This window comes from Tolypothrix sp. PCC 7712 (genome assembly GCF_025860405.1).
Taxonomy (GTDB): domain Bacteria; phylum Cyanobacteriota; class Cyanobacteriia; order Cyanobacteriales; family Nostocaceae; genus Aulosira; species Aulosira diplosiphon.
The window spans coordinates 818,388-841,389 of record NZ_CP063785.1 but is presented as its reverse complement, the minus strand read 5'-3'; the positions used below and the strand labels follow the sequence as shown (position 1 = coordinate 841,389).

Here is a 23,002-nt window from a genome sequence, read left to right as displayed (position 1 = left end):
ATTCTCTTTATTTACAAAAGTTAGATATCAAAAAAAATCATAAAATTATGCCTAATGAAATCTTAAATTTAGATGCGAATTTGCTTCTAGTCTGGCCTGAAGATATTTCAGATAACTATACATTAAATAACTTAGATAAGTTAAAAATTAAGAGCTTAATAAATATATTTCAAGCCTCTCTATATGCACCATCAAAAGCAGAATCTGAAACTCAATTAAGTCAAGCTTACTCAATGCTTGGCTCATTGGAAACATTTCCTTCTGACAAATACTTAACTATCACTACTTCCTTAAAAAAATGTGAAGTTGAAGATTATGATTTTTACTTTGATGTTAAGCGAGAAAAAACTAAAGGTTCACCTGCATTTTTGTTGATTAGAAGTATCCTCATTGCTTATAAAACATTTTTAAATTTGAGACAAGTTAGTCATAATAAGCAATCAGAAAATACCTACAATGCTTTATTTATATGGAAAAGGTATCATTGGCTTTTTTTTGTTTTTTTGCAAGCTAATATTCTTTGTATGATACATCTAAAAAAAGAGATGCGAAAAGAAAATATTGTTCAGGTAGGAGTTATTTTAAAATCCATGTCTCAATTAATGTTAGCATCAGGGGCATCAATGTTATTTGCTGGGACATCACAACCTCAAGAATACGAAAATGAAATTCGCCCCACTATGATGCTTCCTCATGTTAATTCTCCTGATTTTAGTGGCATCATGTCTTACGATCATGCTTATCTCATCAATTCATGGAATAAGGAGAAAGGACTATTTAAATTAGTACCTACATTTCTTAAATCTGCGTATGAAGAATTTCTTGAGTCACATAAATTTCTGGCTTTAGCTCATAAATTTGTATGTCACAAGTATGGAGGAGAGCAGACAGGAAGTTTAAGAGAAAACAAAGCTATTGCTTTAGAAATTCTTGAGAAAATCAACGATTCACGCCGCAGATTAATTATCAGCAGCGATCGTCAATTATTAAATCCAGATAGCAGACTGAGATTAACAGATGACTCTGAATATGAAGAATATCTAAAAACTGGCTTTAAATGTTATAGTCAATTACTAATTAAAAGTTTGAATTAAGAACAGCTAGTCCTTGAGGACTACAATGATTAATTAAGTTTAAATATGACGCATCAGCTAGTCCAAAAATTCAGTAGGGGAGTAGGCTTTGTAATTCCGTAGGATACAGCCTTTCGCCCCTGATTCCTCAATTGCGCGAGAATTTTGAGTATCATTACTCATTGACAATTCTGACTTAACTTTAAGTTGTCAACAATAGCCTCTGGCTGAAAACGAGATGAAGAAAGCAGAGGGCAGGAATCAGAATTACCTTCGAGCCTTCTGGCTTTTTTGCTAAAAAAATTACACCAAGTTTAAGAAATTCCGCTCCGCCCCAGTGAAGTGATACGTTAGATAATTAGTTGCCCAGAAGGGCACACATTATGAACAGCTTTCAATCTTCTTTTGGTAAGCGGAAACAAAATAAATTAGCTCGTTTTGCTGGATCTGTTGTCGCATCGTTAGCGATCGCTGGCAGTGTAAATTATGCCAATATTGCTAAGGCAACACCCACAAAAACATTTACAACCAACAATATCGCCTCAGTTTCAGTCAAACCTACACAGCAACAGCCCCTCGTTGCCCAGTTATCGAGTAGCAATACTCAATACCAGGCAATGCAATTATCGTCTGGGGTGCTAGTCCCAGTTATTGTTTTGGGAGGTGTAATTGTATTTGTCCCCTTGTTCTTTGGCGGCTTGGTAGTAATTGGCGAACGGGAAGTTGGTATTGTCGTCAGGAAGTTTACCTTATCTGGACGTGGACTCCCCGCAGGGCGGTTAATTGCGCTCAATGGTGAAGCTGGTTTGCAAGCAGATACCCTAGCTCCTGGTTGGCATTGGGGTTATTGGCCTTGGCAATATTCTGTGCGGAAAGAATCTGTGGTAGTTGTACCTCAAGGTGAAATCGCCTTGATTGTAGCGGCAGATGGTGCATCTAACCCACCAGAACGCATTTTAGGGAAAATCGTCGATTGCGATAACTTTCAAGATGCGCGGAAATTCCTCACCCACGGTGGCGAAAAAGGTCGTCAAATGGGCTTTTTGACGGCAGGTACTTACCGCATCAACACCGCTTTGTTTAAAGTGATCATGGCATCGAACGCTTCTGCTCATGGCATGAATCCCGAACATTTGCGGGTGTACAGTGTGTCATCTGATAAAGTTGGCATCGTCACAACTCTAGATGGTTTACCAATTGCTGGTGGAGAAATAGCAGGGCCGACAATTGCGGGACACGACAACTTCCAGAATGGGCAAAAATTCATCGATGCAGGTGGACGCAGAGGCTTGCAAGAGCAGATTCTCCTTTCTGGTTCGTGGAACTTGAACCCTTGGTTTGTGCAAGTTGAACAAGTGCCAATGACGGAAATTCCCATCGGCTATGTGGGCGTAGTAATTTCTTTCGTAGGTAAAGCTCAAGAAGACGTGAGTGGTGCAGCCTTTACCCACGGTAACTTAGTCAACCAAGGACATAAGGGTGTGTGGGTTGAACCACTTTATCCAGGTAAGCACCCCCTGAATTCCCGGATCATGAAGATTGAACTAGTGCCCACGACCAACATTGTTTTAAACTGGTCAGGTCGCACCGAACGCCATAGTTATGATGCTAAACTAGCTTCCCTGACAGTGCGATCGCGTGATGGGTTTGCCTTCGATTTAGAAGTAGCGCAAATTATCCACGTTGGTGCTTTAGATGCTCCCAAGGTAATTTCTCGCGTTGGTTCCATGCAAAACCTTGTAGACCATGTTTTGGAACCAACTATTGGTAACTATTTCCGTAACTCTGCCCAAAACTGTACAGTCCTTGACTTTCTGACTGCGAGAAGTGAACGTCAAGCCGAAGCTGCCGAGTATATTAAAGTCGCAATTCGCGCTTATGACGTACAGGCAATAGACACCTTAATTGGTGATATTCAGCCGCCAGCAACCTTAATGCAGACTCAGACAGACCGGAAAATTGCCGAAGAACAGCGCAAGACTTACGAAGTGCAACAAGCAGCACAAACCCAAAGACAACAACTCGTCCGGGAAACAGCACTGGCTGATATTCAGCAAGAAATGGTGAAATCAGAGCAGAGTGTCCACATTGCTGACTTGAAAGCGCAAGCCCAAATTAAGCAGGCTAATGGTGAAGCCGAGGGTACAAAACTCCGCGCAGTGGCTGAAGCTGAAGGTATCCGCGCCACAGGTAATGCGAAAGCCGAAACCTATCGTTCTGGTGTGGAAGCCTTGGGGCCACAAGGTTATACAGCCATGCAGCTGATGCAAATTATTGGCGATCGCAATGTTCGCCTCATCCCAGATATCCTGGTTGGTGGTAGTAATGGCAGCAGTAACGGTTTAGTTGATGGTTTACTATCACTAATTTTGTGGAATCAAACTGCCAAGCCAGGTGAGGCGTTACCAACTCCATTGCATCCACAACCAATAGTCAAACCCGAAACAAGCGCCAACGGACAAAGCAATATTCCACCAATAGTGGTTGATTTTACTGGCGATAAGTAAGCGGTTCGCCAAGGTAACTTAGCAGGATACAGGTTAAGGGGTAAGGGGGAAAGGTTTCAATACTTGTCGGTTAAGGGCAAAAGGGTAAGGGTAAAAGGGGTAAGAAAAAACCTTTAACCCTTACCCTTTCACCTTTTCCTCAAACCAAATTAAGAGTTGAAAATCCTTAACCGAGCAGTATTGGGAAAGGTTTTTATCCCTTACCCTTTTCCCTTTCCCCATTCCCCAAACTTCACCCAGCATTTTTGGGTTGGCAGTCCACTCAAAAAACTCTCATACTTACGATAGATATACATCTTTGAAGTAACTTTCTTTTGATAGAGTAAATAACATTAGTAGTTACCACATAATTATTTTGTGTGTAATACATCATCTTAGGGCTTGAGGTCACTCCAAACACTCCTTGGGGTGGCATTTTTATTTAAGTAATTTTTGTAAAAAAATAGCATTTTATACTAAAACTAAATCAAATAACATTTGCAACACATCAATAATATTCTAGAGGGCAGGGCAGTGCCCCTGCCCCTACAATCTGGCGCATTTTTTTTCAAATTGCTATAACAATCTTGTGCATTTATCAAGTATTTATCTATCACTAACTTTCTGTAAGTGAGTATGATAAAAAACTTTATTCACAAGGAGATTGAGTTTTCCATCCCTTTCAAGAAAAAATACTCAAAAGCTCATTTATTCTTCTTAGAGTGAGCTAGGCAATTGTGTATGATACTCAACATCATCAAAATATAACTGCCTACAATAGCTATAGTTAAAGTTGTAAATGTAGGTATCTTCAGGGATTTAACTATAGCGTCGAGAAGAGTTGCTGCTCCAATACTAAAAATCAAACTAGCTATAAAAGCTATTAAGTTTTTATTCAAAGGATTTTCCTAATCGCTTTAAATGCCGACTTAATTTACTAATATGCGATTTAGCTAGATAAAGACTGTAAATGTCGTTACCTATAAAAGTAGAAATACAGCATATTTCAGGTAAATCAGTTATGCGAGTAGGACACAGGCACTGCCCATACCTGTCAATTTAACTGTAAACCCTTACCAAAACTCGATTTTGCATCAAATTGCCTAACCCCTTTTTTCAAGGGTGTTTGGGGGAAAAATAAGCGCTGAAAATTACAGCCAATCATTGTTCAAACAACCTCTAATATTTTTGGTATCACTTGCGAATACCATCATTATCAATTGCACTGTAACTATCATTACTCATCAATCCCAGCCAAGGATCGGAATTAGGAGTTAAAAACAATTCAGCGTAAACTTTTTCATTCAATGTATTCACATTATTTGTGGCATTACCCTGCATAAACCACTGATGAATTTGGTTATGTAGCGTATATTCGTTCCTGATTGTATCTAATGCCATTACATTTTCAAAATTGCTCACAATTCGCTGTAAATTATCAGCTTTATGAGCTTGAAAACGTTTGTTACGTATTAATGCCACACTGTTATTATCTAACTTGGCATCTGCTGTATATAGTTGGGCAATTCGCTGCCATGTTGCGGAATCAGTAATATCTTGAAGTGCCGTTTGATTGCTACTAGCAATATTAATATCTCGTAACAAAGGAGATTCAACTCGCATTTTACTCACAGCTATAGTACCAGCTATCGCTGCATTAGGTGTTTCACTATTATTAGCAGGTAGTTCCACAAGGCGAGGAAGATTTTTAATACCTAATTTTGATAAATCTGTTCCCCATTGACGTTGGCTAGATGCTAATTGTTGACGATGATACTCTTGCAAAAAACCAGCGCGGGCAACACCTTGAGAATTAGTATATTCTTTAACTAGTTTTTCTCCAGCTACTAACTGACGCAGAAATGCTTGCGGCCCATATAAACCGGGAATTGCATCGACTGGTTCACCAGAACTATCGAGTATATAGTGAATGCTATTACCTGTAATGGTGCGTTCTAACTTGCGCCCGTCACCAAAATCTATGGTAACTTTGGGGACAGGGCGTACAGATTGCCAGTGGAGAATATAGCGATCGCGTAGGAATTTAGAAATTTCTGCATTGGGATATAATGCTACGCGGAAAAAGCGACTATTGGCACAGCTTAAATCTTGGTCAAGATTTCCTAACAAACGTAATGAAAGTATAGGTTTATTACTAGCTTTAGCAGCAGCTTTTGCTTGTTCTAAATCGGTGTACCAATAAAGTTTAGAAGCATAACAATCTCGTTGCTGACAAATTTTGTCTAACGCCTCTTTGATTTGTGGCGAAGGATTGTTTAATTCTTGTGCATGATTATTAAGAAATGTCTCTAAACCTTTTGCCCCTTGGGGACGAAGTGATGCAACTTGCTGTGTAAGTTGTGCGTAATTTGTGCTGGGGGTTTGAGTATGAGCAGTTTGCGAAAATCCTACACTAATCAGCGATAAAGCGATCGCAGTTTTAATAGACCTAACTTTCATATTGGAACTAATTTAATAAAAGAAATTAGACGTTTTGTAGAGTAATTAGTTCCTGATCATAGTTAGAAAAATGAAGTGGACAAATGACCATCAATCAACTTACCATGACTTGCGATCGCCCATCTCGCCACAATTCATATAATCTATTTGCTGGCATTGTTAAATATAAAATATCGCCGGGACTGAGTTGAGTTTCTAATAAATCCCAGCCGTGGAAGGTTTGGCAACTCGCTTCTACGTACAAAGGGACAAAATCAGCCGACATCGCAGCATCTTTGACTAATTCACCGCAAAATGGATGTGCTGGTGTAATCATCGTCGCGAAGGCTACCCACAAACTATCGGCGGTAATCCCATTACCTAGGATGCGTCCCCCTAATGCAGCCGCCGCAAAAGCTGGTGCAGCTAATTCTGCGGGACTAAGTACGGCTTCAAAATCAAATACTTGTTGTGCCATCCCTGCAAAATCTGGGTCAGCATAATGGACAATGACAGGAATGCAGGGAGATAATCCTTTGGCTTTGAGAGCAATTTCTAAATTAATAGCATCGTTGCTAGTAACAGCCAGCACAGCCGCAGCATTATCTATATTACTGGCTTGGAGAATAGCGCGGAAACTGGCATCACCTTGAATTACGGGAATACCTAAGCCGCGAGTTGTGTTGACAAATCTGTTGTTGCTGTCGGTTTCAATTACTACTACCTCATGTCCACTGGTATGAAGTTCTTGCACAATTCTCACACCAATACCACTCAAGCCACAGACTATGTAGTGATGTCGCTGCGGAATACGTGCTGCATCCCAAAATTGCTTGAAGCGGTTACCTAAAATAAAATCGGTGAGCATGGCATACCAAATACCAATTACTGCTGCACCAACTAACATCATCACAACAGTAAATAATTTAATGCTGCTGGGAGCATTTTCAACTATTTTGTCATTACCACCTGCTCCCGTAATCATACCGACTGCAAAATATAAAGCATCAATAAAAGAGATATTTAAACTAGCCGAAACATAGGTAAGTGTAGCCATCAAAATAATGGCAAATAACACCATTGCCATCGCTACAACTGATTGAGCGTGTTTTTGAAATTGCTGCAAACTAGTGAGAACTTTGATGAATTTTCTTACCCATGATTTGCGGATAGGACGAACGCGAGGTTGGATACCAACAATTAAGCGATCGCCTACTTTTAATTCTTGCCCAGATAGCACCGCCGCCACTAAATCTAAATCACCTTCTACAGGTAGATAATAGATTAGCATTCGCGACCTATCTTCCCATAAATCGCCTAATTTCCGACCCAACCAAGGATGATATTCGTCAATATATTCTTCTTGAATCGGCCAAGTTTGTTGAAATAATTTAATTTGCCCGATCGCTTTATTACCCAGTGCTGCAAAAGTAAACACTGGTGCAGCCAAACCCACCACACTCATACTTAAATGGTCTGGCAAAGTATGATCGAGACGTTCCGCCAAACTACTATTATAAAAGCGATTAATAATGCGAATATGCGGATTTAGTATCCGCGCTTGCATCATAATTGCTAAATTGCGCGCATCATCAGAGCTAGCAATGACTAAAGTGTGGGATTGTTCAATTCCAGCAGCCTTGAGGGTAGCTGCTGTATGCAAATCACCAATAATCACATCTCCTGCGGTTTCGCCAGGGATAGGCTTGTGATGAATACCAACGACAAACGCACCCTGTTGTCGCAGCAGACGAAAGACTTTATATCCAGTCCGTCCTAAGCCACAAACAATAATTCTAGGTTTCATGAAAGAGCCGCAATATTCCGATGAGGCTGCATTCTCAAGTATTTATTAACATTGTTGCTGAATTAGTTGTGTAGAACTGTAACTGACAACACGGTAATCTTAAATAAGACGGCACTTTTGCAATATTTTGCGAGTCAATATTAATTAGATAGGTTGAATTTGCAAAAAATCTATATGAATACTTGGCTAAAATTAACAACTATTGGTGTAATTCTATCTCCCTTAGCAGTAGCAAGCATAATTTCGGCTAATGCACAAGCGCAACCAGAATCAGCAGCAGGGCCAATTACTACACCAAATGTCAAATTAAATATCCAAAGTACTGCAGGTACTTGTCCTGAGTCAGTTGGTTTATGGTGGTTGACACTACCTTATGAAGGTGGTGCTGAACATACAGTAATTGCTGACACTAGACCATTTTCTAACACCACAAAATTAGTTTCATCTAATAAGCAAGTTGTAGAATATGTTGCCAACTTAAACGATAATTATGCTTCTTGTGTTGGTCAAGCACAGAATAAAGAATACACATTTTACAATGTGCAATTTAAGAATAAGCAAGCATATTTCCGTGTAGATTTGCGAAAAATTCAGGCAAATGCTAAGGAAATTACTTACAAGACTGTAGCAGCTTCTCGTCCTTATGTCAGATGGGCGATCGCTGATTAATAGGGACTGCTTGTCTAGTCAGAAATCTGTGTACTTCTTCTGCTACTGTGGCACACAAGATTAAGTTGCAACCTCGTGACGAATATGAGGCACTTGTGCAAGTCGTCATCAACAACAAACTCCACAGTTTCGACAAAAATCTGCACGTCGAAATGGTATTGAAGTATCGGGTAATAAGTAGTGTTTGAGACCAAAATCCCAAATTGATATTACCCCTAATTAACCCTGTTTTGTCACTCTCGGAAAACAATAATCTCAGGCTGATTCTGAGATTCTTAGTTAAGAAAATTAATTGACAATAAAACCACAAAACTAGTTACCCAACAAAAAACCGAACAATAATTTTGGAGGGGGTTTGGGGGACGAAACCGTCACCCAATCGGGGGTTTGGGGGAGAATCCCCCAATTGAGCTAGCTGTTTCCACAACTGACAAATCAATCACTAATGACCTTATCTGACCTGTATTGAATTAGATTCTCCTAATCTGACAAAAGAGGATTAAGAACCACATGTACCCAAAGGCAATTGATGAACATTTGTCATCACGTCGCCGCCGGGTTGTGCTTCACCCCTTTTGTTGGGGCCGTAGAGATAGTCCACAACGGTTGTGAGGTTATTATCTGTATAATCTCTGACTAGAGAAGGTACTTTCCTTTTATCTGCATTAATTATGTCATTGAAAGGGCTAGGGCCACGTACTTGAACACTACCTGGTTCTGAGTCTAGATTTTTGGGGGGATGGGTATGATATATTCCCACCACGTATACACCATTTTCATCAGGGGGGGTGTTTCCTGGTGCAACGCTACCACTAATAGGATCTCCTACTGTGACATTTGTGACTGAAAGTTTTCCAGTAGTGCTATTCCACAACACCCATCTCAGTCTCTCTCTATTATCAGCTTGTGTTCCTTGCCAGTCTTGGTCAAGAGACTGCCTGACTACAGGATTACAAAAGATTTCTAATTTTGATGGCGCTTTAGGTGTAGGTGTTAGGGTATTTCCTGTTCTGGGAGCAGATGAGTCTGGCTGTGAATTTGTATCATCGCCTGTACCAGAAGCACCGTTTGCATTATTACCTGTACCAGGAGTACCGCTTGCGTCATTACCTGCGTTATTACCTGCATCGTTATCTGCATCGGGAGTACCTCCATCAGCCGGACGAGCTGATAAACCTAAGCGCTGTCTTCCTGTGTCACCAGGAACAGCAACTTCACCAGCTGGATTATATTCTACGCCTCCATCTTGTGTTAGAAGTAATGCTTGTTTTGTAGACTTAGCAGCTAAGTTTACATTTGCATTTGCTTGCTTACGAAAATTATCAGGAACGTAAATCTGAATAAGTGTCTTGCTGTAGTAAGTAGGCAGATAACGGATGTAAAATCCTTGGGGATTAAGTGACCAACGACCCTCTGGTATTTCTGGCCCATCTCGTTGCGGTTCTCCAGCCAACACTGCAATTTGTTCTAGTTGTGCGTAACTTGTACTCTTGATCGTGAGCATTTCTCGGATACGTGCTTCTGTTTCAAACACCAAACGTAATGGAGAAGGCAAATTAGCAGTGGCTTGATCTAGTACTGATTTGGGTATTAAGCCCAAAGCACCACCATTGAGTTGAAAAATCTCATCTTTCGTTAGTAATTTTGCTGCTGTCTGCTGGATTTCTGCGTTAGTATCACTAATTTTTGTGCGGGCTATTATTGCCCATAACAACATTTGTATATCTTTTTGGGGAATTTCTGGATAACGGACGGAGTTTTGCAGAATTTGCCGGATAAGTCCGGCTTTGGAACCTTTTAGAGGTGCGTAGAGATAGCCGTTTCCCTGACTAGGCCCATGAGTACCAGCTCGTAAACAGTAGCTTTCCACTGCCAATTCAAAAGCCCCCGGACGCAATAAAAAACCACCGTTAGCGCCGCGTGGTAGCTTTGTTAAGCGTTGGAATTTCTGGGGTTTAAAGTTATCGGGAAGGGTAGATTGCTGGCGAGTATCGGCAAAACTGGTGCTGATAGGGGGGTCTCCCTCTAAAAGTTTGGTGATATCGGGGATGGGAAGTTGTGGTGTTGGGATCTCAGGTATGGGGATGGGGACTGTTGGGATGGGGATAGGTAGAGAAAATTGAGCCATTGCTGGTGTTGCTGTAACTAGCAATAAGCTGATGAAAAATAATACAATAAATTTTTTCATTGATAAAATCTTTGCTTGCAGGTGTAAGGTATATTACGTAACCTTTGAGGTAATTATGCAAGCATTTTTTCGGAATTCAATCAAGAAAATGTAACTATTCAGTAAATTTTCGTAGTTAGGGGAAAAATAAAAAACGCCAAACACTCAATGACAAATGACAAATTGCAGAATTCTAAGCTTTAAAGCTCAAGGCTTGCGGCTGCAAAACTTGATTTAACTTACCACTGCGATAACCTTCCAAATCGAGGGTGACATAGATAAAACCAAAATCTTGAAAAGCAGACACTATTTGCTGTAAATCTGTTGTCAACACAAACTCTTTGATTTGTTCTGGCGGTAATTCAATCCTTGCTGTATCCCCTTCAGAACGCACGCGTAAATTTTTCAACCCCAACTTACGCAGGTAAATTTCTGCTCTCCCAACGCGTTGTAACTTCGCAACAGTAATCTCCTCACCATAGGGAAACCGTGAACTAAGACAAGGTTGCGCTGGTTTATCCCACCAAGGTAAACCGAGTTCTTGGGAAAGCTGGCGGACTTCCATTTTCGTAACACCAACTTCCGCTAAAGGCGATCGCGCACCTCTTTCTTTCGCTGCTTGAATTCCTGGGCGATAATCGTGCAAATCATCAGCATTCACGCCATCCACGACGTAGGGATAACCCAATTCCCTAGCTAAAGGTTTGAGTGTGTCGTGCAATTCACTTTTGCAGAAATAGCAGCGATTGACAGGATTGGAAGTGTAATTGGGATTGTCCATTTCGTTTGTCTGGACAATTTGATGAGGAATCCCAATAGTTGCCGCTTGAATTTTCGCATCTTCCAATTCTTCTGGCAATAGCGATGGTGAAACAGCCGTCACAGCCAAAGCGCGATCGCCTAAAACATCATACGCAATCTTGGCAACCAAAGTACTATCAACACCCCCAGAGTAAGCAATTAGCGCTTGCTCCATTTCTGCGAATATCGCTTTTAGTCGCTCAAGTTTTTCTGTTATTTTCATTTTCCAGTCCTACCGCAATCCTATAGCACCCAACTCTATCTTAATGGAGCAATTTATCTCCCGTTACAACAACGAAGAACGATTACGGGAGACTTCCTTCCAAAAATCGGTGTGCTACGCGACAACACAAGCTACTCAATTACGGCGTACACCAGACCAGATAAAAAACTCCACCCACAAGGGGATGGAGTTTTTGGGCATGGGGAATAGGGCATTGGGCATAGCAAAGAGTTACCAATGCCCAATGCCCAATGCCCATTTTCAAGTCAGTCGTTGAGTTTCGCTTATAATGAGTTTCGATGTCTGATGAAAAGCTGTTCGACACATAACAAGATGATCGTTAGCGTCGTTGCTGCTTGTCCGATTGCATAATTTGTCCAGTTTTCAGTCAGCACGATAAAGACGAAGGAAAAAAGCGTTGTGGCAATGATTAGCCAGGGGGCGATCGCGCCTATTTTTTGCCTCCATACAGCTTGCTCACGCAGTCTACTGTAACTATTGAGAACGTATTGCTGCCAAAACTGAAAGGTACTAAGCACTGCGAAAAGATACAATAGCCCTACATTGAAGAACAGAACGTTTTTAAGCTTTGAAGCCGTGTCAGGTTGCTGAAGTGCGATTGCGGCTAAACAAGTTCCTAAGGTTAGATACAAAACTGTAAACACAGTCAAGCGACGCATTGCTCTATCCTGCCAAAATTTGTTCTAAATATTAAAATTCCCCACCCTAGATTTGATTAAGGGTGGGGACTCTAAATTTTACGTCAGCACTTGCTCTACCATCTCTAACGATAGGTATAGAACTTACGCATTGATAGAAAAGCCAAAATACCAGGTAGAGTTTTCAAGGCTTATAGCTAGATTTTTCCATGATATTTTAGCGATCGCACTTTATCTAGCCAACTAACTCTTTCACCTTCTTGATAATGCCCACCGGATCGATACCTTGATGGGGGTACTGTTCCCACAAGCCACCGGAACCTTCTCTATAAGTCCCCAGGTGAGCATATTTAGGAGTCAAGCCGCGTTCTAACAGCCAGGAACCAAAACGGCTACCTAAGCCAGTGCGACGGTTGAAGGCTTCCACTACTAAAACAAAAGGTGCTTTGCCAATTTTAGCGATCGCTTCTTCATCCACTACGTTTAAAGTCGGTTTGTTAATTAAACCTACGTCTAAGCCTTCTTGCTTCAAGCGTTCTACCGCATCTAAAGAACGGTATAAAGCATCGCCAAAGCTGACAATATAACCTTGGGTGCCTTCGCGGATGACTTCATCTTTATCAGGGACGAATTTATAACCACTGCCAAAGAATTCATTACCATTAGTATCCAAAATATTAGGTACTTTGGAACGGGTGGAGAAGATAAACCGCAATCCGGGGTCAAAAAATACAGCTTCTACACAAGCTGTCATTTGATTTACATCGGCGGGGAAGTAGAGTCTTGTGTCATGGCGGTCATCTAAGCCATTATCGGCAAACATATTATTTAAGCCGAAGTGACAGGTATTATCCGCCATGTCATCGATACCTGCATGGGAGAAGTGACAGAGAACGTTAGATTGGTTCAATCGCGCCATTGTAATTTCAGAAATGCACATTTCTAAAAAGGCGCTGAAGGTGGCGAAAATGCCTTGTTTGCCTTTTACCATCCCAAACCCTGACGCAGCCGAGAAATTACCCCGTTCCATGATGCCAGAGGGGATAAATACTTCGGGATAGGTATCGTGTATTTTCTTCAATCCACAGGAACCTTCTAAGTCGCTGTCAATGACTAAGACTTTTTCTTTGCGTTCGGTTTCACTCATGCGGCTGAGGACATTGACCACAGCTTCCCCAAAGACGTTGCGGTTAGCGCCCCATTTATCGCTAGAACCAATAAATGTATAGGTTTGCTTGGGTTTCTCGATATTTTTCAGGTAATCTACAGCCGCAGTCTGTCCGCGAGATTCGAGATATTTAATCGCTAAATCGACGGAAATCACATCATGTCCGTGGGTTGAGCCTTCTAAACCTGCAATACCGGGACACATGGGGCGTTTGTTGATCACTGCGATCGCACCGGGTGTATTTACGGCTTCGCATAGGCGGCTGTACAAATCGTCTAAATCTTCCCCATCTCCCTGAAGTACCTTTAATCCATGACCTTCTAAGGTTTTGGCTACGGTGAACCCAGGTAAATATTTAGAAGGATGTCCGGCGATGGTCACATCATTATCATCAATAATTAGCTTCACATTGAGATGTTGAGCAACAGCCAACCGCGCCGCTTCTGCGTCGTTTCCTTCCTGCTGGGAACCATCAGAACCAAGGCAGAAAACGACTTTGCCAGGATTCGCCATCGCCACACCGTTGACGTAAGGCCAGACGTGCCCCAATCTTCCAGAGCTAAATTTTACCCCAGGAGTAAACCCTAATTCCGGGTGTCCGGGTAAATGAGAATGGGCTGCACGATATTGTAGCAGGCGCTCTGCGGGTAAATCCCCATGCAGCGTTGACATCAGATACTGGGTAGCGACACGATGTCCAGCTTCATCAAAAAAAATCGGCACAAATTGCTCAGATACTCCCCGGAAGAAAGCATCGAGAATCATCACTTCTGGAACTGTATCGTATGGCCCGCCAGTGTGACCACCCACGCCTCTAGCTGCACCTGTAGCGGTAAAAAACACGATCGCATCTCGGCAAAGTTGAATATTGGCTTTGAGTGAGTCTCTTTGTTCCGCCGTCAAAGTAGGATTCGCCGGATTGAGCGATAAATATTTGTAAGCACCGAGATCAATAGGAAATTTAGTCATTTGTTATTTGTCCTTTGTTATTTGTCATTTGTCATTGGTCAACCGTCAACTGTCAACTGTCAACAATCAACTATGCACGAATGTACTTGAATCCAAGTGAAGATACGGTTAAATGCACGAAAACATACACTTTACCGCTATTGTGAAATGAATAACCCTAGCAGCAATCTCTCTTTTGACAGAAGATAGGCTGAAATGTCTGCTTGCTGGTATAGGAAAAAGCAGCCGGAGGTGATATCAAGTCCGATTTAATACTGATTGCTAGGTTGACACTGGTCAATCGAAAATCTTACTCTGTAAGGATTCAGAGCGATAAGCACAAGGAGAGTTGTTTGCTAGACAATTAGGCGGACATCAGATTGAGTCTAATGCTTGTGATTTATTTGTATTGAACTGTATGCAATAAGTATAAACTCACAAACGTGCAATTTCAAGATTAAAAACGCAACTTCCGGAAAATAATTATGCTCACTGCTGAACGCCGACAATTCATCCTCGAAATTCTGCGTCGTGATAAAAAGGTGCTGTCAACGGAACTGAGTGCAGTTCTCAAGGTTTCTGAAGACACGATTCGGCGGGATTTGCGGGAATTAGCTGAAGCTGGACTATTACAGCGTGTACATGGCGGCGCACTGCTAACTTCCCCAGCCACCGCCAGTTACGCCGATCGCCAAAAACAAGCGCCCAAAGAAAAAGAAGCGATCGCACTTGCTGCGGCTAAATTAGTTTGTCCGGGGCAGGTAGTAATTTTAGATGGGGGAACAACTACGCTGCAAGTTACCCGCCATTTACCAAAAGATTTGCAAGCCACAGTCGTCACCAATAGTCCACCAATTGCGATCGCCTTAGCAGAACATCCCCATATAGAAGTTGTAATGTTGGGTGGTAAGCTCTACAAAAAAGCCTTAGTGAACGTCGGTACTGTCACCATTGAGTCTTTACGGATGATTCGTGCAGATTTGTGCATGTTGGGAGTGTGCAGTTTGCATCCGGAAGTTGGCATCAGTGTACCGAATTTAGATGAAGCCCATGTCAAACGAGCCATGATAGATGGTTCGGCTGAAGTCGTGGGATTAGTCACCGCAGAAAAATTAGACACAGCCGCCCCTTATGTAGTGGAGTCGATTCATGCACTGACTTACCTTGTAACTGCACCGACAGTATCTAATCAAATGCTAGCTGCTTACAAATCTTTAGGTTTGACAATTATTCGTGATGAGTAAAGCCCAATACTTTGCTAAAGCAGTATCTGGGTTAATAGCTTGAGAGTTAGCATTGCTGTTACTGCTGCAATCTCTGATGGAAACTAGAGAATTTACAGATTCAGACAGTTAATAATATGTGGATAGAATGCTGCAAAATAGCGAACAAATATGTTATGTTATGTCCGCAAAAGATAAATTGCTGTTGCTGAATTATGGAATAAAACTTGATTCATTGAAAATTAAAACTCTTATCCTCTTTGCGGCTTTGCGCCTCTGCGTGAGCTAAATCATCCCGACTTGATGCAACATCGATAAATTTTATATTTAACCATCCCTTCCGATACTTATGAGACTTTTTCAAACATCTTTTTAATGAAATAATTCTCATAATTATTTTTAAATATCTAACCTTAATAATATGTCAAAATTAGTAATAAAAGATAATTCTATCCGTGCCGCACTCATCGCTTTAACAATAGGATTTGTTGGCTGTGGGAACCAAGCAACAAGTACTTCCTTGACTCAAACCACCACGCGAGTAAATACTAATCTGCCGCGAGTAGTTGCCACCACAAGTATAATATGTGATTTTGCCAGACAAATTGCCAAAACTACTATTAACCTTACCTGCTTAATTCCGCCAGGTACAGACCCACATATTTACCAGCCAAAACCAGAAGACCGAGAAGCTTTAGAACAAGCTAATTTGATTTTATATAACGGCTATAATTTAGAACCAAGGCTGATTAGACAAATTAAAACAATTAAAAGTGCTGCACCGAAAATTGCTGTTGCTCCCCTTGCTGTTCCCAAACCCCAAAAATTTAGGGAGGATGGCAACATAGTCACCGACCCTCATATTTGGCACAATACCAAGTATGCTCTCAGAATGGTTGAGGTAATTAGCAGTAACTTAGGCAAATTAGAACCTAGCAATACAAAAACTTATAATAGTAATAAAAGAAAAATTACCCAAGAACTCAACCAATTAGACCGATGGATTAAAGCTAGAATTGCCAGTATTCCTAACAATAAACGGACAGTAGTTACTACCCATAATGCACTTGGTTATTACACTCAAGCTTACGGTTTGTCGTTAATAGGAACTTTAGAAGGTATTAACACCAATGACAGGCCAACAAATACACAAGTGAAGAACTTGGCTAAAAATGTTGAACGAGCGAAAGTACCGACAATTTTTGCAGAAGCAGATATTAATTCTAATGTGATTCAGTCTGTAGCTAAAGAAGCTACAGTCAAACTTTCCGAAAGACAACTTTATGCTGATGGATTGGGAAGGCCGGGAACGGAGGGAGAAACTTATCAAAGTATGATGGTTGCTAATACGCGCACACTGGTAGAGGGTTTAGGAGGGACGTACTTAATATTTGAACCAAAAGCTTCAAAGTAACACCAAATATAACAACCTTACCAGCGCTTTTAGGCGCAAGCAGCAAATAAAAAACTTCTTCACTCTAGCTTTAGTTAAGAGTTACCTATCGTTTGTTGCGATCGCTTCCATTCTAGGGCTTTTCTTTCCATCTCCTTGACGAATCCATCTTTCCCATTGACATATCCTTGGATATCTTGCGGGAATTGCTTGGCTAATTGACGTTTCAAGTCACTGTATTTGAGCGCATCATCAGGATGTGCAATCATGTAATCGCGAAATGCTAAATGTCTTTGCACTTCAAAAATGTCAAACACAAAAATGTGAACGTGATGCGTCCTAGTACCTGCTTCATTATCCTTGCGAAAGAAACGACGACCAGGTAAGCCAAACTCACCCATAGCCTCATAACCTAATGCAATCATCGCTGAACATTGCTGATCTAACTTAGCAAGGTCTTTCACCTGAACCAACAGATCAATAATTGGTTTGGCATAAATATTGGGAATTGAGGTGCTACCAATATGGTGAATTGCTACGACATTGTCACCAAGTGCTAGTGCAATTCGCTTGGCTTCCTCCTCAAATTTGACACTCCATGTTGCGTCATGCGGTACCACTTCTACTTTCATGAGGGACTATCTATTGAAACTAACTAGCAATTATACGGAAGTCTATGTTATCTGTGTTTTTTCAGGAATATGACATTTATTGGACTGATTTATGGAGCTATGGAAGTGAATACAGCAGCAGCGATCGCTACTTCAACTCAGGTGAGAGTTGAGAAAGCTTATATTATCAGAGTTAAAGCTTAATTTTCAATTGGTCGTAGCTTCCAGATTACTACACCAATTTTCAAGTTAATCTGACAAACTCAATGTTTAACTCTGCTTTTTGGCGATACTCCAAGTCTTTCCTAACTTTTTTGTGGCATTTGGTTGTTAAGCGCCGTGCTGCACTCTTTATCTTGCTCATCGGCGTATTTTTACCCCTACAAATCTTTGGAGAATTAGCCGAGGAAGTTTGGGAGAAGGAAGCTGGCTTTGCTTGGGATGTACCTATCCTGTTAGCAATACACTCCACAGCCCAACCGCAACTAGATGTTTTTGCTTCCACACTGACCAAATTGGGAGTATTCTGGGGTGTATTTCCGGTTGCTAGTGCGATCGCATTGGCTTTGTTTATCCGCAGACAATGGCGTAAACTTGCTTACCTCCTCACCACTCTGCTGGGAAGCATCATCATTAATCGCACCGCAAAAGTACTGTTACATCGAGTACGCCCCCACCTGTGGGAATCACCAGCCCCAGAGTTTGACTACGGATTTCCTAGCGGTCATGCTATGTCAAGTATGACTCTGGTAGTAGCCTTAGTAATTCTCACTTGGGGTAGTCGCTGGAGTCTCTTAGTTCTGATTGCTGGAGGTATATTTGTCTTAGCAATTGGCTGGACACGCCTATACTTGGGAGTCCACTATCCCAGCGATATCTTAGCAGGCTGGACAGCTTCAATTGCCTGGGCAACTGGAGTCAGTTTGCTCATCAGGCCATATCGCACTAAGCGACGACAATAGTCACCGAATTTTAGATTTTAGATTTTGGATTGTTGGCGTAGCCTCTCCGTCAGGAGAAGATTAATATTTAAATTGGCTTCTAAATTTATAGTGGCTGTGCCAGAAGTAAGCTAAAGATAGGATTCATATTTGATTTCTGAAATCCACGTAAGGGAGACAATCTAAAATCTAAAATCCGTCTTGGAAAGTTTGCTCAAGTCGGGGAACCCCTTCGGGTTCGGCAGTCCACTCGGCGGCATAGCCGCACGTGTGGCTGCACTCACCGCCCACGCAACTTTCCGCAAAATCCAAAATTGATTCACCATCCCCAACTACCAGGAATACCTTTAAAAGGCCCAACAATATCCCTTGTAATCCAACCACCGTAAAAGTTACCTGGTTGTGGTTGTACTTTTTCGCCATCAACATAGCAAGCATCCATGATATGAGCATAAAAAGCTACATAATCTTTGATAGATGCAAAAGCTGGTGTGGGATTAGGGTAGAACCAGGCAACATTTTGAAATTCTTTGTCACCAACACGCAGAGTGTAATAACCTGCACTTCCTTTCCATTCACAAAAGCTAGATTGTGGTGTTAGCAACAGGTATTCCATTTTGATATCCGCAGGCGGGATATAGTAAACCGGGGGATGGCTAGTTTCTAACACACGTTTAGCTGAGTGCGTATCTACAATTGTTACGCCATTAAAAATAATTTGAATATGTTTGCTTGTATCCTCAAGGCGTGGCGGACGGGGATAATCCCACACTGATTCTTGTCCAGGTAAGGGTTCTATGCGTTGCGGATAAACCATAATGACCGAAGTTGGTAGTTAACGTAGATATAGTGTTGGAATTTGGTAATAGGTAATTGCTAATTGGTAATTGCGACAAAGTTTTTACCCATTACCTATTACCAGCCAATGGTATTGTAAAGGATGTTCACCTGGCGCATGAGAGGGTAGTTATGCCAGATGTGCGGTTTAACAAGTATTATCGTTACGAAGAATTGACCAGTATCTTGCATAGTTATGCTGAGGAATTTCCTCACCTGGTACGCATAGAAAGCATTGGCAAGAGTTATGAAAATCGGGACATTTGGCTGCTGACTGTTACCAATTTCGCTACAGGAACAGATACAGAAAAACCTGCTTTATGGGTTGATGGCAATATTCATGCTACGGAATTAGCACCCTCAATTGTCTGCCTGTATCTTCTGCAAACATTAGTTACAGCCTACGGTACTCAGCCAGATATTACTCGTTGTTTGGACAGCCGCACCTTTTATATATGCCCCCGTGTTAACCCTGATGGTGCGGAATGGGCTTTGGCTGACAAACCAAAATTTATTCGTTCTGCTACCCGTCCCTATCCTGAAGGTAGGGAAAGCAATGACGGCTTAATCATGGAAGATATCGATGGCGATGGCCGGATTTTACTCATGCGTATCCCTGATGCTAATGGCGCATGGAAAATCTGCCCTACTGAACCCCGGTTATTAATGCGTCGTGAACCCACAGAAATAGGCGGTCAATATTACCGAGTTTTGCCTGAAGGACGTATAGAAAATTACGATGGAGTGCAGATTAATATTCAGCCTCCGCAACAGAGGTTAGACTTAAATCGTAATTTTCCGGTGATGTGGCGGCAAGAATTTCAACAGCCAGGGGCAGGCCCTTATCCAGCCTCAGAAACAGAAGTGCGATCGCTTGTCCAATTTATTACTAGCCATCCTAACATTACTGGGGCTGTATCTTTCCATACTTTTGGCGGTGTAATCATCAGACCTTTTAGCTATCACAGTGATCAGGAATTTCCGGTTAATGACCTCCGTACTTATCAGTACATTGGTCAAAAAGGCGCAGAATTTACTACATACCCAGCAATTTCTGCTTTTCATGATTTCCGCTATGACCCCAAAGATTTCATCTCCGGGACTTTCGATGACTGGGCTTATGATGAACGGGGGGTATTTGCTTGGACAGTAGAAGTCTGGAGTCCCCAAAACCAAGCGGGAATTAAAGATTATAAACACGTCGAATGGCAACGCGAACATCCTTTAGAAGATGAATTAAAGTTGTTGCGCTGGAATGACGAACAACTCTCAGGCAAAGGTTATGTAGATTGGTATGCCTTCGAGCATCCCCAATTAGGTCAAATAGAATTAGGTGGTTGGGATACTATGTAGGGCTTGCAGAATAAACAAAAAACCTAGATAAATCAAGAGATTTGGGGGGACAAAAGAGAATAAAGTGCAAGGAAAAAGGATAAAGTAAGTAAAAACCCTTGTAGCAAGTTGCGTTGATATGTATCGAAAAGCGCAAAAGCAAGAAACAGCAGCAGAAGACTTTGAACTACCCTTTGGGGGAAAACTAGCCTCAGATAACCGTTGGGTAATCATGGCGGAGATGATACCTTGGTCAGAATTTGAAGCAGAGTACGCAGCAATATTTTCAGCAGAAATGGGCGCGCCAGCCAAAACATTTAGGATGGCATTAGGGGCATTAATAATTAAAGAAAAACTAGGCATAAGTGATAGGGAGACAGTAGAGCAAATTAGGGAGAATCCCTATCTGCAATACTTTATAGGAATGTCTTGCTATAGCAATAATGCCCCATTTGATGCGTCAATGTTAGTTCACTTTAGAGAAAGAATAGATATAAAATTAGTTAACAAACTGAATCGAGAAATAGTCAAGCAAGTGTTAGAAAGTAAAGAGGAGGTAGAAGTAAAATCAAAAAAGTCAGAAACCGAGGATTTAAAAAATGAGCCGACCAATCGGGGAAAATTAATATTAGATGCGAGTTGTGCGCCAGCGGATATCAGTTATCCCACAGACTTAGGATTATTAAATCAAGCCAGAAAGCATACAGAAACAATTATAGATATTTTATATAACTCCCTCTTGTTAAAGAGTATCAAAAAACCGAGAACCTATAGAAATATAGCTAGAAAGAATTACTTATTGGTAGCCAAAAAAAGAAAACCGACCATTAAAGAAAGAAGGAAAGCCATTAAACGGCAACTACAATATATCAAAAGAAATTTAGTTCACATTCAGCAGCTAATGGAGTTAGGTGCGTCACTCTTCAACCTGAGTAATAGGCAATATAAGAAATTACTGGTAGTAGCAGAAATTTATCGTCAACAACTTTGGTTATATGAAAATAAAAAAATTAGTATAGAAGACCGTATTGTCAGTTTAAATCAACCACACATTCGTCCGATAGTCCGTGGTAAAGCTGGAAAAAAAGTAGAGTTTGGGGCAAAGCTTTCAGCTAGTTGCTATGATGGCTATGTATTTTTAGACCATATTAGTTGGGATAATTTTAACGAATCAGGCGACTTAAAATCACAAGTAGAAGCCTACAAAAACTACACCGGGTATTATCCTCAATCAGTTCATGTTGATAAAATTTATCGCACTAGAGACAACCGCTCTTGGTGTCAAGAAAGAGGAATTAGAATTAGTGGGCCACCTTTAGGGAGACCACCTAAAAATGTCAGTCCTGAAAAAAAGAAACAAGCACGAGAAGATGAGCTAATTCGTAACTCTATTGAGGGTAAATTCGGACAAGGTAAACGAAGATTTAGCTTGGGTAGAGTCATGGCTAAACTTCCTCATACCTCTGTCACTGCTATTGCTATTACTTTTTTAGTCATGAATCTTTCTACCCTTGTTTCACGGCTTTTTTGGGAATTTTTATGCCAATTTTTCAACATTACATCTTTTTTCACTTCTTTTATTAGCAAAAGTGATGTTCTGTTTGATTGCAGACAACAAAAACTTATATTTGCTCTTCCCTGACTACTGAGTCAATTTTTCTCTTGCCTTGGAATGACTTTTTCAGCAAGCCCTATGTATGCTTGGGTGAATCCACCTCCAGAGTTTTTAGAACGGGAGATAGCCCTGTTTCCTAATTGGTTAGTGTGGCATTTATTAATCTCTCCCCGCTTGGAGATTGATCAAACTAATGTCCATAATTTAGGTAATGACATATATCAAGTAGATTTAGTAGTACAAAATACAGGTTGGCTACCTACATACATTACCCAAAAAGCGTTAGATAAAAAGCTCGTCAAGGGCTGTATTTGTGAAATTCAATTACCTGATAGCGTAACTTTAATCACAGGCAAACTCCGCGAAGAATTAGGACAACTAGAGGGACGTGCCTATAAACCTTCATATCCGACGAGGAGACAAAGCGACCCAACCCAAGACCGCGCCAAGGTTGAATGGGTTGTGCGCGGGCCTGCGGGTAGCAAAGTTCAACTTTTAGCCCGTCATGAACGCGCTGGAGTTGTCCGCGCTGAAATCATATTGGCTTAAAATTGCCGCGCAGAAATAAAGCAGATTCTTCTATAACTTATACACATTTCAATACTTGTCG

Annotated in this window: 19 protein-coding genes; 11 read left to right on the top strand and 8 right to left on the bottom strand. The window is 41.3% G+C overall.

Translation table 11 applies throughout. From position 1 onward, the window contains the following. The first annotated feature begins 47 nt into the window (after positions 1-47). Both HGR01_RS03265 and HGR01_RS03260 read left to right on the top strand, forming a co-directional pair. Positions 48-1,094: a hypothetical protein gene (locus HGR01_RS03265; RefSeq protein WP_096621997.1), complete on the top strand. Its 1,047-nt coding sequence runs from the start codon at positions 48-50 to the stop codon at positions 1,092-1,094. A 362-nt stretch (positions 1,095-1,456) separates the two neighbouring features. Next, positions 1,457-3,580 (top strand): flotillin family protein, encoded by a 2,124-nt coding sequence (locus HGR01_RS03260; protein WP_045872006.1) that lies wholly within the window; start codon positions 1,457-1,459, stop codon positions 3,578-3,580. 1,173 nt (positions 3,581-4,753) lie between these two features. Here HGR01_RS03260 and HGR01_RS03255 read toward each other — a convergent pair. Together HGR01_RS03255 and HGR01_RS03250 are read right to left on the bottom strand one after the other, a co-directional pair. Further along, positions 4,754-6,019, bottom strand: a complete 1,266-nt coding sequence (locus tag HGR01_RS03255) for a hypothetical protein (RefSeq protein ID WP_045872005.1) — start codon at positions 6,017-6,019, stop codon at positions 4,754-4,756. Positions 6,020-6,113: 94 nt separating this feature from the next. Further along, complete coding sequence (locus HGR01_RS03250; RefSeq protein ID WP_045872004.1) at positions 6,114-7,805, bottom strand: potassium channel family protein; 1,692 nt, start codon at positions 7,803-7,805, stop codon at positions 6,114-6,116. 174 nt (positions 7,806-7,979) lie between these two features. On the opposite strand from HGR01_RS03250, the gene HGR01_RS03245 reads away from it, so the two are divergent. Beyond that, positions 7,980-8,474 (top strand): hypothetical protein, encoded by a 495-nt coding sequence (locus tag HGR01_RS03245; protein ID WP_045872003.1) that lies wholly within the window; start codon positions 7,980-7,982, stop codon positions 8,472-8,474. Positions 8,475-8,521: 47 nt separating this feature from the next. After that, positions 8,522-8,662, top strand: coding sequence for a hypothetical protein (locus HGR01_RS03240; protein ID WP_168161003.1), 141 nt, complete (start codon positions 8,522-8,524; stop codon positions 8,660-8,662). A gap of 311 nt (positions 8,663-8,973) precedes the next feature. On the opposite strand, the gene HGR01_RS03235 is transcribed toward HGR01_RS03240, so the two are convergent. Beyond that, positions 8,974-10,662, bottom strand: coding sequence for a hypothetical protein (locus HGR01_RS03235; RefSeq protein WP_052335288.1), 1,689 nt, complete (start codon positions 10,660-10,662; stop codon positions 8,974-8,976). Positions 10,663-10,834: 172 nt separating this feature from the next. Further along, positions 10,835-11,665, bottom strand: coding sequence for an ATP-dependent sacrificial sulfur transferase LarE (gene larE / locus HGR01_RS03230; RefSeq protein WP_045872002.1), 831 nt, complete (start codon positions 11,663-11,665; stop codon positions 10,835-10,837). Between the two features lie 43 nt (positions 11,666-11,708). On the opposite strand from larE, the gene HGR01_RS03225 reads away from it, so the two are divergent. Then, on the top strand, positions 11,709-11,942 hold the full coding sequence (locus HGR01_RS03225; protein ID WP_155539417.1) for a hypothetical protein: 234 nt from the start codon (positions 11,709-11,711) through the stop codon (positions 11,940-11,942). A 7-nt stretch (positions 11,943-11,949) separates the two neighbouring features. Here HGR01_RS03225 and HGR01_RS03220 read toward each other — a convergent pair whose 3' ends face one another. Both HGR01_RS03220 and HGR01_RS03215 read right to left on the bottom strand, forming a co-directional pair. After that, positions 11,950-12,345, bottom strand: coding sequence for a hypothetical protein (locus tag HGR01_RS03220; protein WP_045872001.1), 396 nt, complete (start codon positions 12,343-12,345; stop codon positions 11,950-11,952). 214 nt (positions 12,346-12,559) lie between these two features. After that, a complete protein-coding gene (locus tag HGR01_RS03215) occupies positions 12,560-14,461 on the bottom strand; it encodes a transketolase C-terminal domain-containing protein (protein ID WP_045872000.1) in 1,902 nt (633 codons plus the stop codon). Between the two features lie 464 nt (positions 14,462-14,925). On the opposite strand from HGR01_RS03215, the gene HGR01_RS03210 reads away from it, so the two are divergent. Together HGR01_RS03210 and HGR01_RS03205 are read left to right on the top strand one after the other, a co-directional pair. After that, positions 14,926-15,684 carry a DeoR/GlpR family DNA-binding transcription regulator gene (locus HGR01_RS03210; RefSeq protein WP_045871999.1) on the top strand — a complete coding sequence of 253 codons (759 nt, stop codon included), beginning with the start codon at positions 14,926-14,928 and terminating at the stop codon, positions 15,682-15,684. 400 nt (positions 15,685-16,084) lie between these two features. Further along, positions 16,085-17,077, top strand: coding sequence for a metal ABC transporter solute-binding protein, Zn/Mn family (locus HGR01_RS03205; RefSeq protein WP_045871998.1), 993 nt, complete (start codon positions 16,085-16,087; stop codon positions 17,075-17,077). A gap of 74 nt (positions 17,078-17,151) precedes the next feature. Here HGR01_RS03205 and HGR01_RS03200 read toward each other — a convergent pair whose 3' ends face one another. Continuing rightward, the gene (locus HGR01_RS03200) at positions 17,152-17,688 is read right to left on the bottom strand and encodes a GrpB family protein (protein WP_045871997.1); all 537 of its coding nucleotides are present in this window, start codon (positions 17,686-17,688) and stop codon (positions 17,152-17,154) included. A 245-nt stretch (positions 17,689-17,933) separates the two neighbouring features. Between HGR01_RS03200 and HGR01_RS03195 the strand changes: the two genes are divergently transcribed. After that, complete coding sequence (locus tag HGR01_RS03195) at positions 17,934-18,629, top strand: phosphatase PAP2 family protein (RefSeq protein ID WP_045871996.1); 696 nt, start codon at positions 17,934-17,936, stop codon at positions 18,627-18,629. 298 nt (positions 18,630-18,927) lie between these two features. Here HGR01_RS03195 and HGR01_RS03190 read toward each other — a convergent pair whose 3' ends face one another. Continuing rightward, positions 18,928-19,425, bottom strand: coding sequence for a DUF427 domain-containing protein (locus HGR01_RS03190; protein WP_045871995.1), 498 nt, complete (start codon positions 19,423-19,425; stop codon positions 18,928-18,930). Positions 19,426-19,481: 56 nt separating this feature from the next. Here HGR01_RS03190 and HGR01_RS03185 point away from each other — a divergent pair, with 56 nt between their 5' ends. The 3 genes from HGR01_RS03185 to HGR01_RS03175 all read left to right on the top strand — a co-directional run bounded on the left by HGR01_RS03185 (position 19,482) and on the right by HGR01_RS03175 (position 22,941). Further along, positions 19,482-20,798 carry a M14 family metallopeptidase gene (locus tag HGR01_RS03185; RefSeq protein ID WP_210403113.1) on the top strand — a complete coding sequence of 439 codons (1,317 nt, stop codon included), beginning with the start codon at positions 19,482-19,484 and terminating at the stop codon, positions 20,796-20,798. 118 nt (positions 20,799-20,916) lie between these two features. Further along, positions 20,917-22,419, top strand: a complete 1,503-nt coding sequence (locus HGR01_RS03180; protein WP_264265329.1) for an IS5 family transposase — start codon at positions 20,917-20,919, stop codon at positions 22,417-22,419. A 30-nt stretch (positions 22,420-22,449) separates the two neighbouring features. Beyond that, complete coding sequence (locus HGR01_RS03175) at positions 22,450-22,941, top strand: hypothetical protein (protein WP_155539415.1); 492 nt, start codon at positions 22,450-22,452, stop codon at positions 22,939-22,941. Positions 22,942-23,002 lie beyond the last annotated feature (61 nt).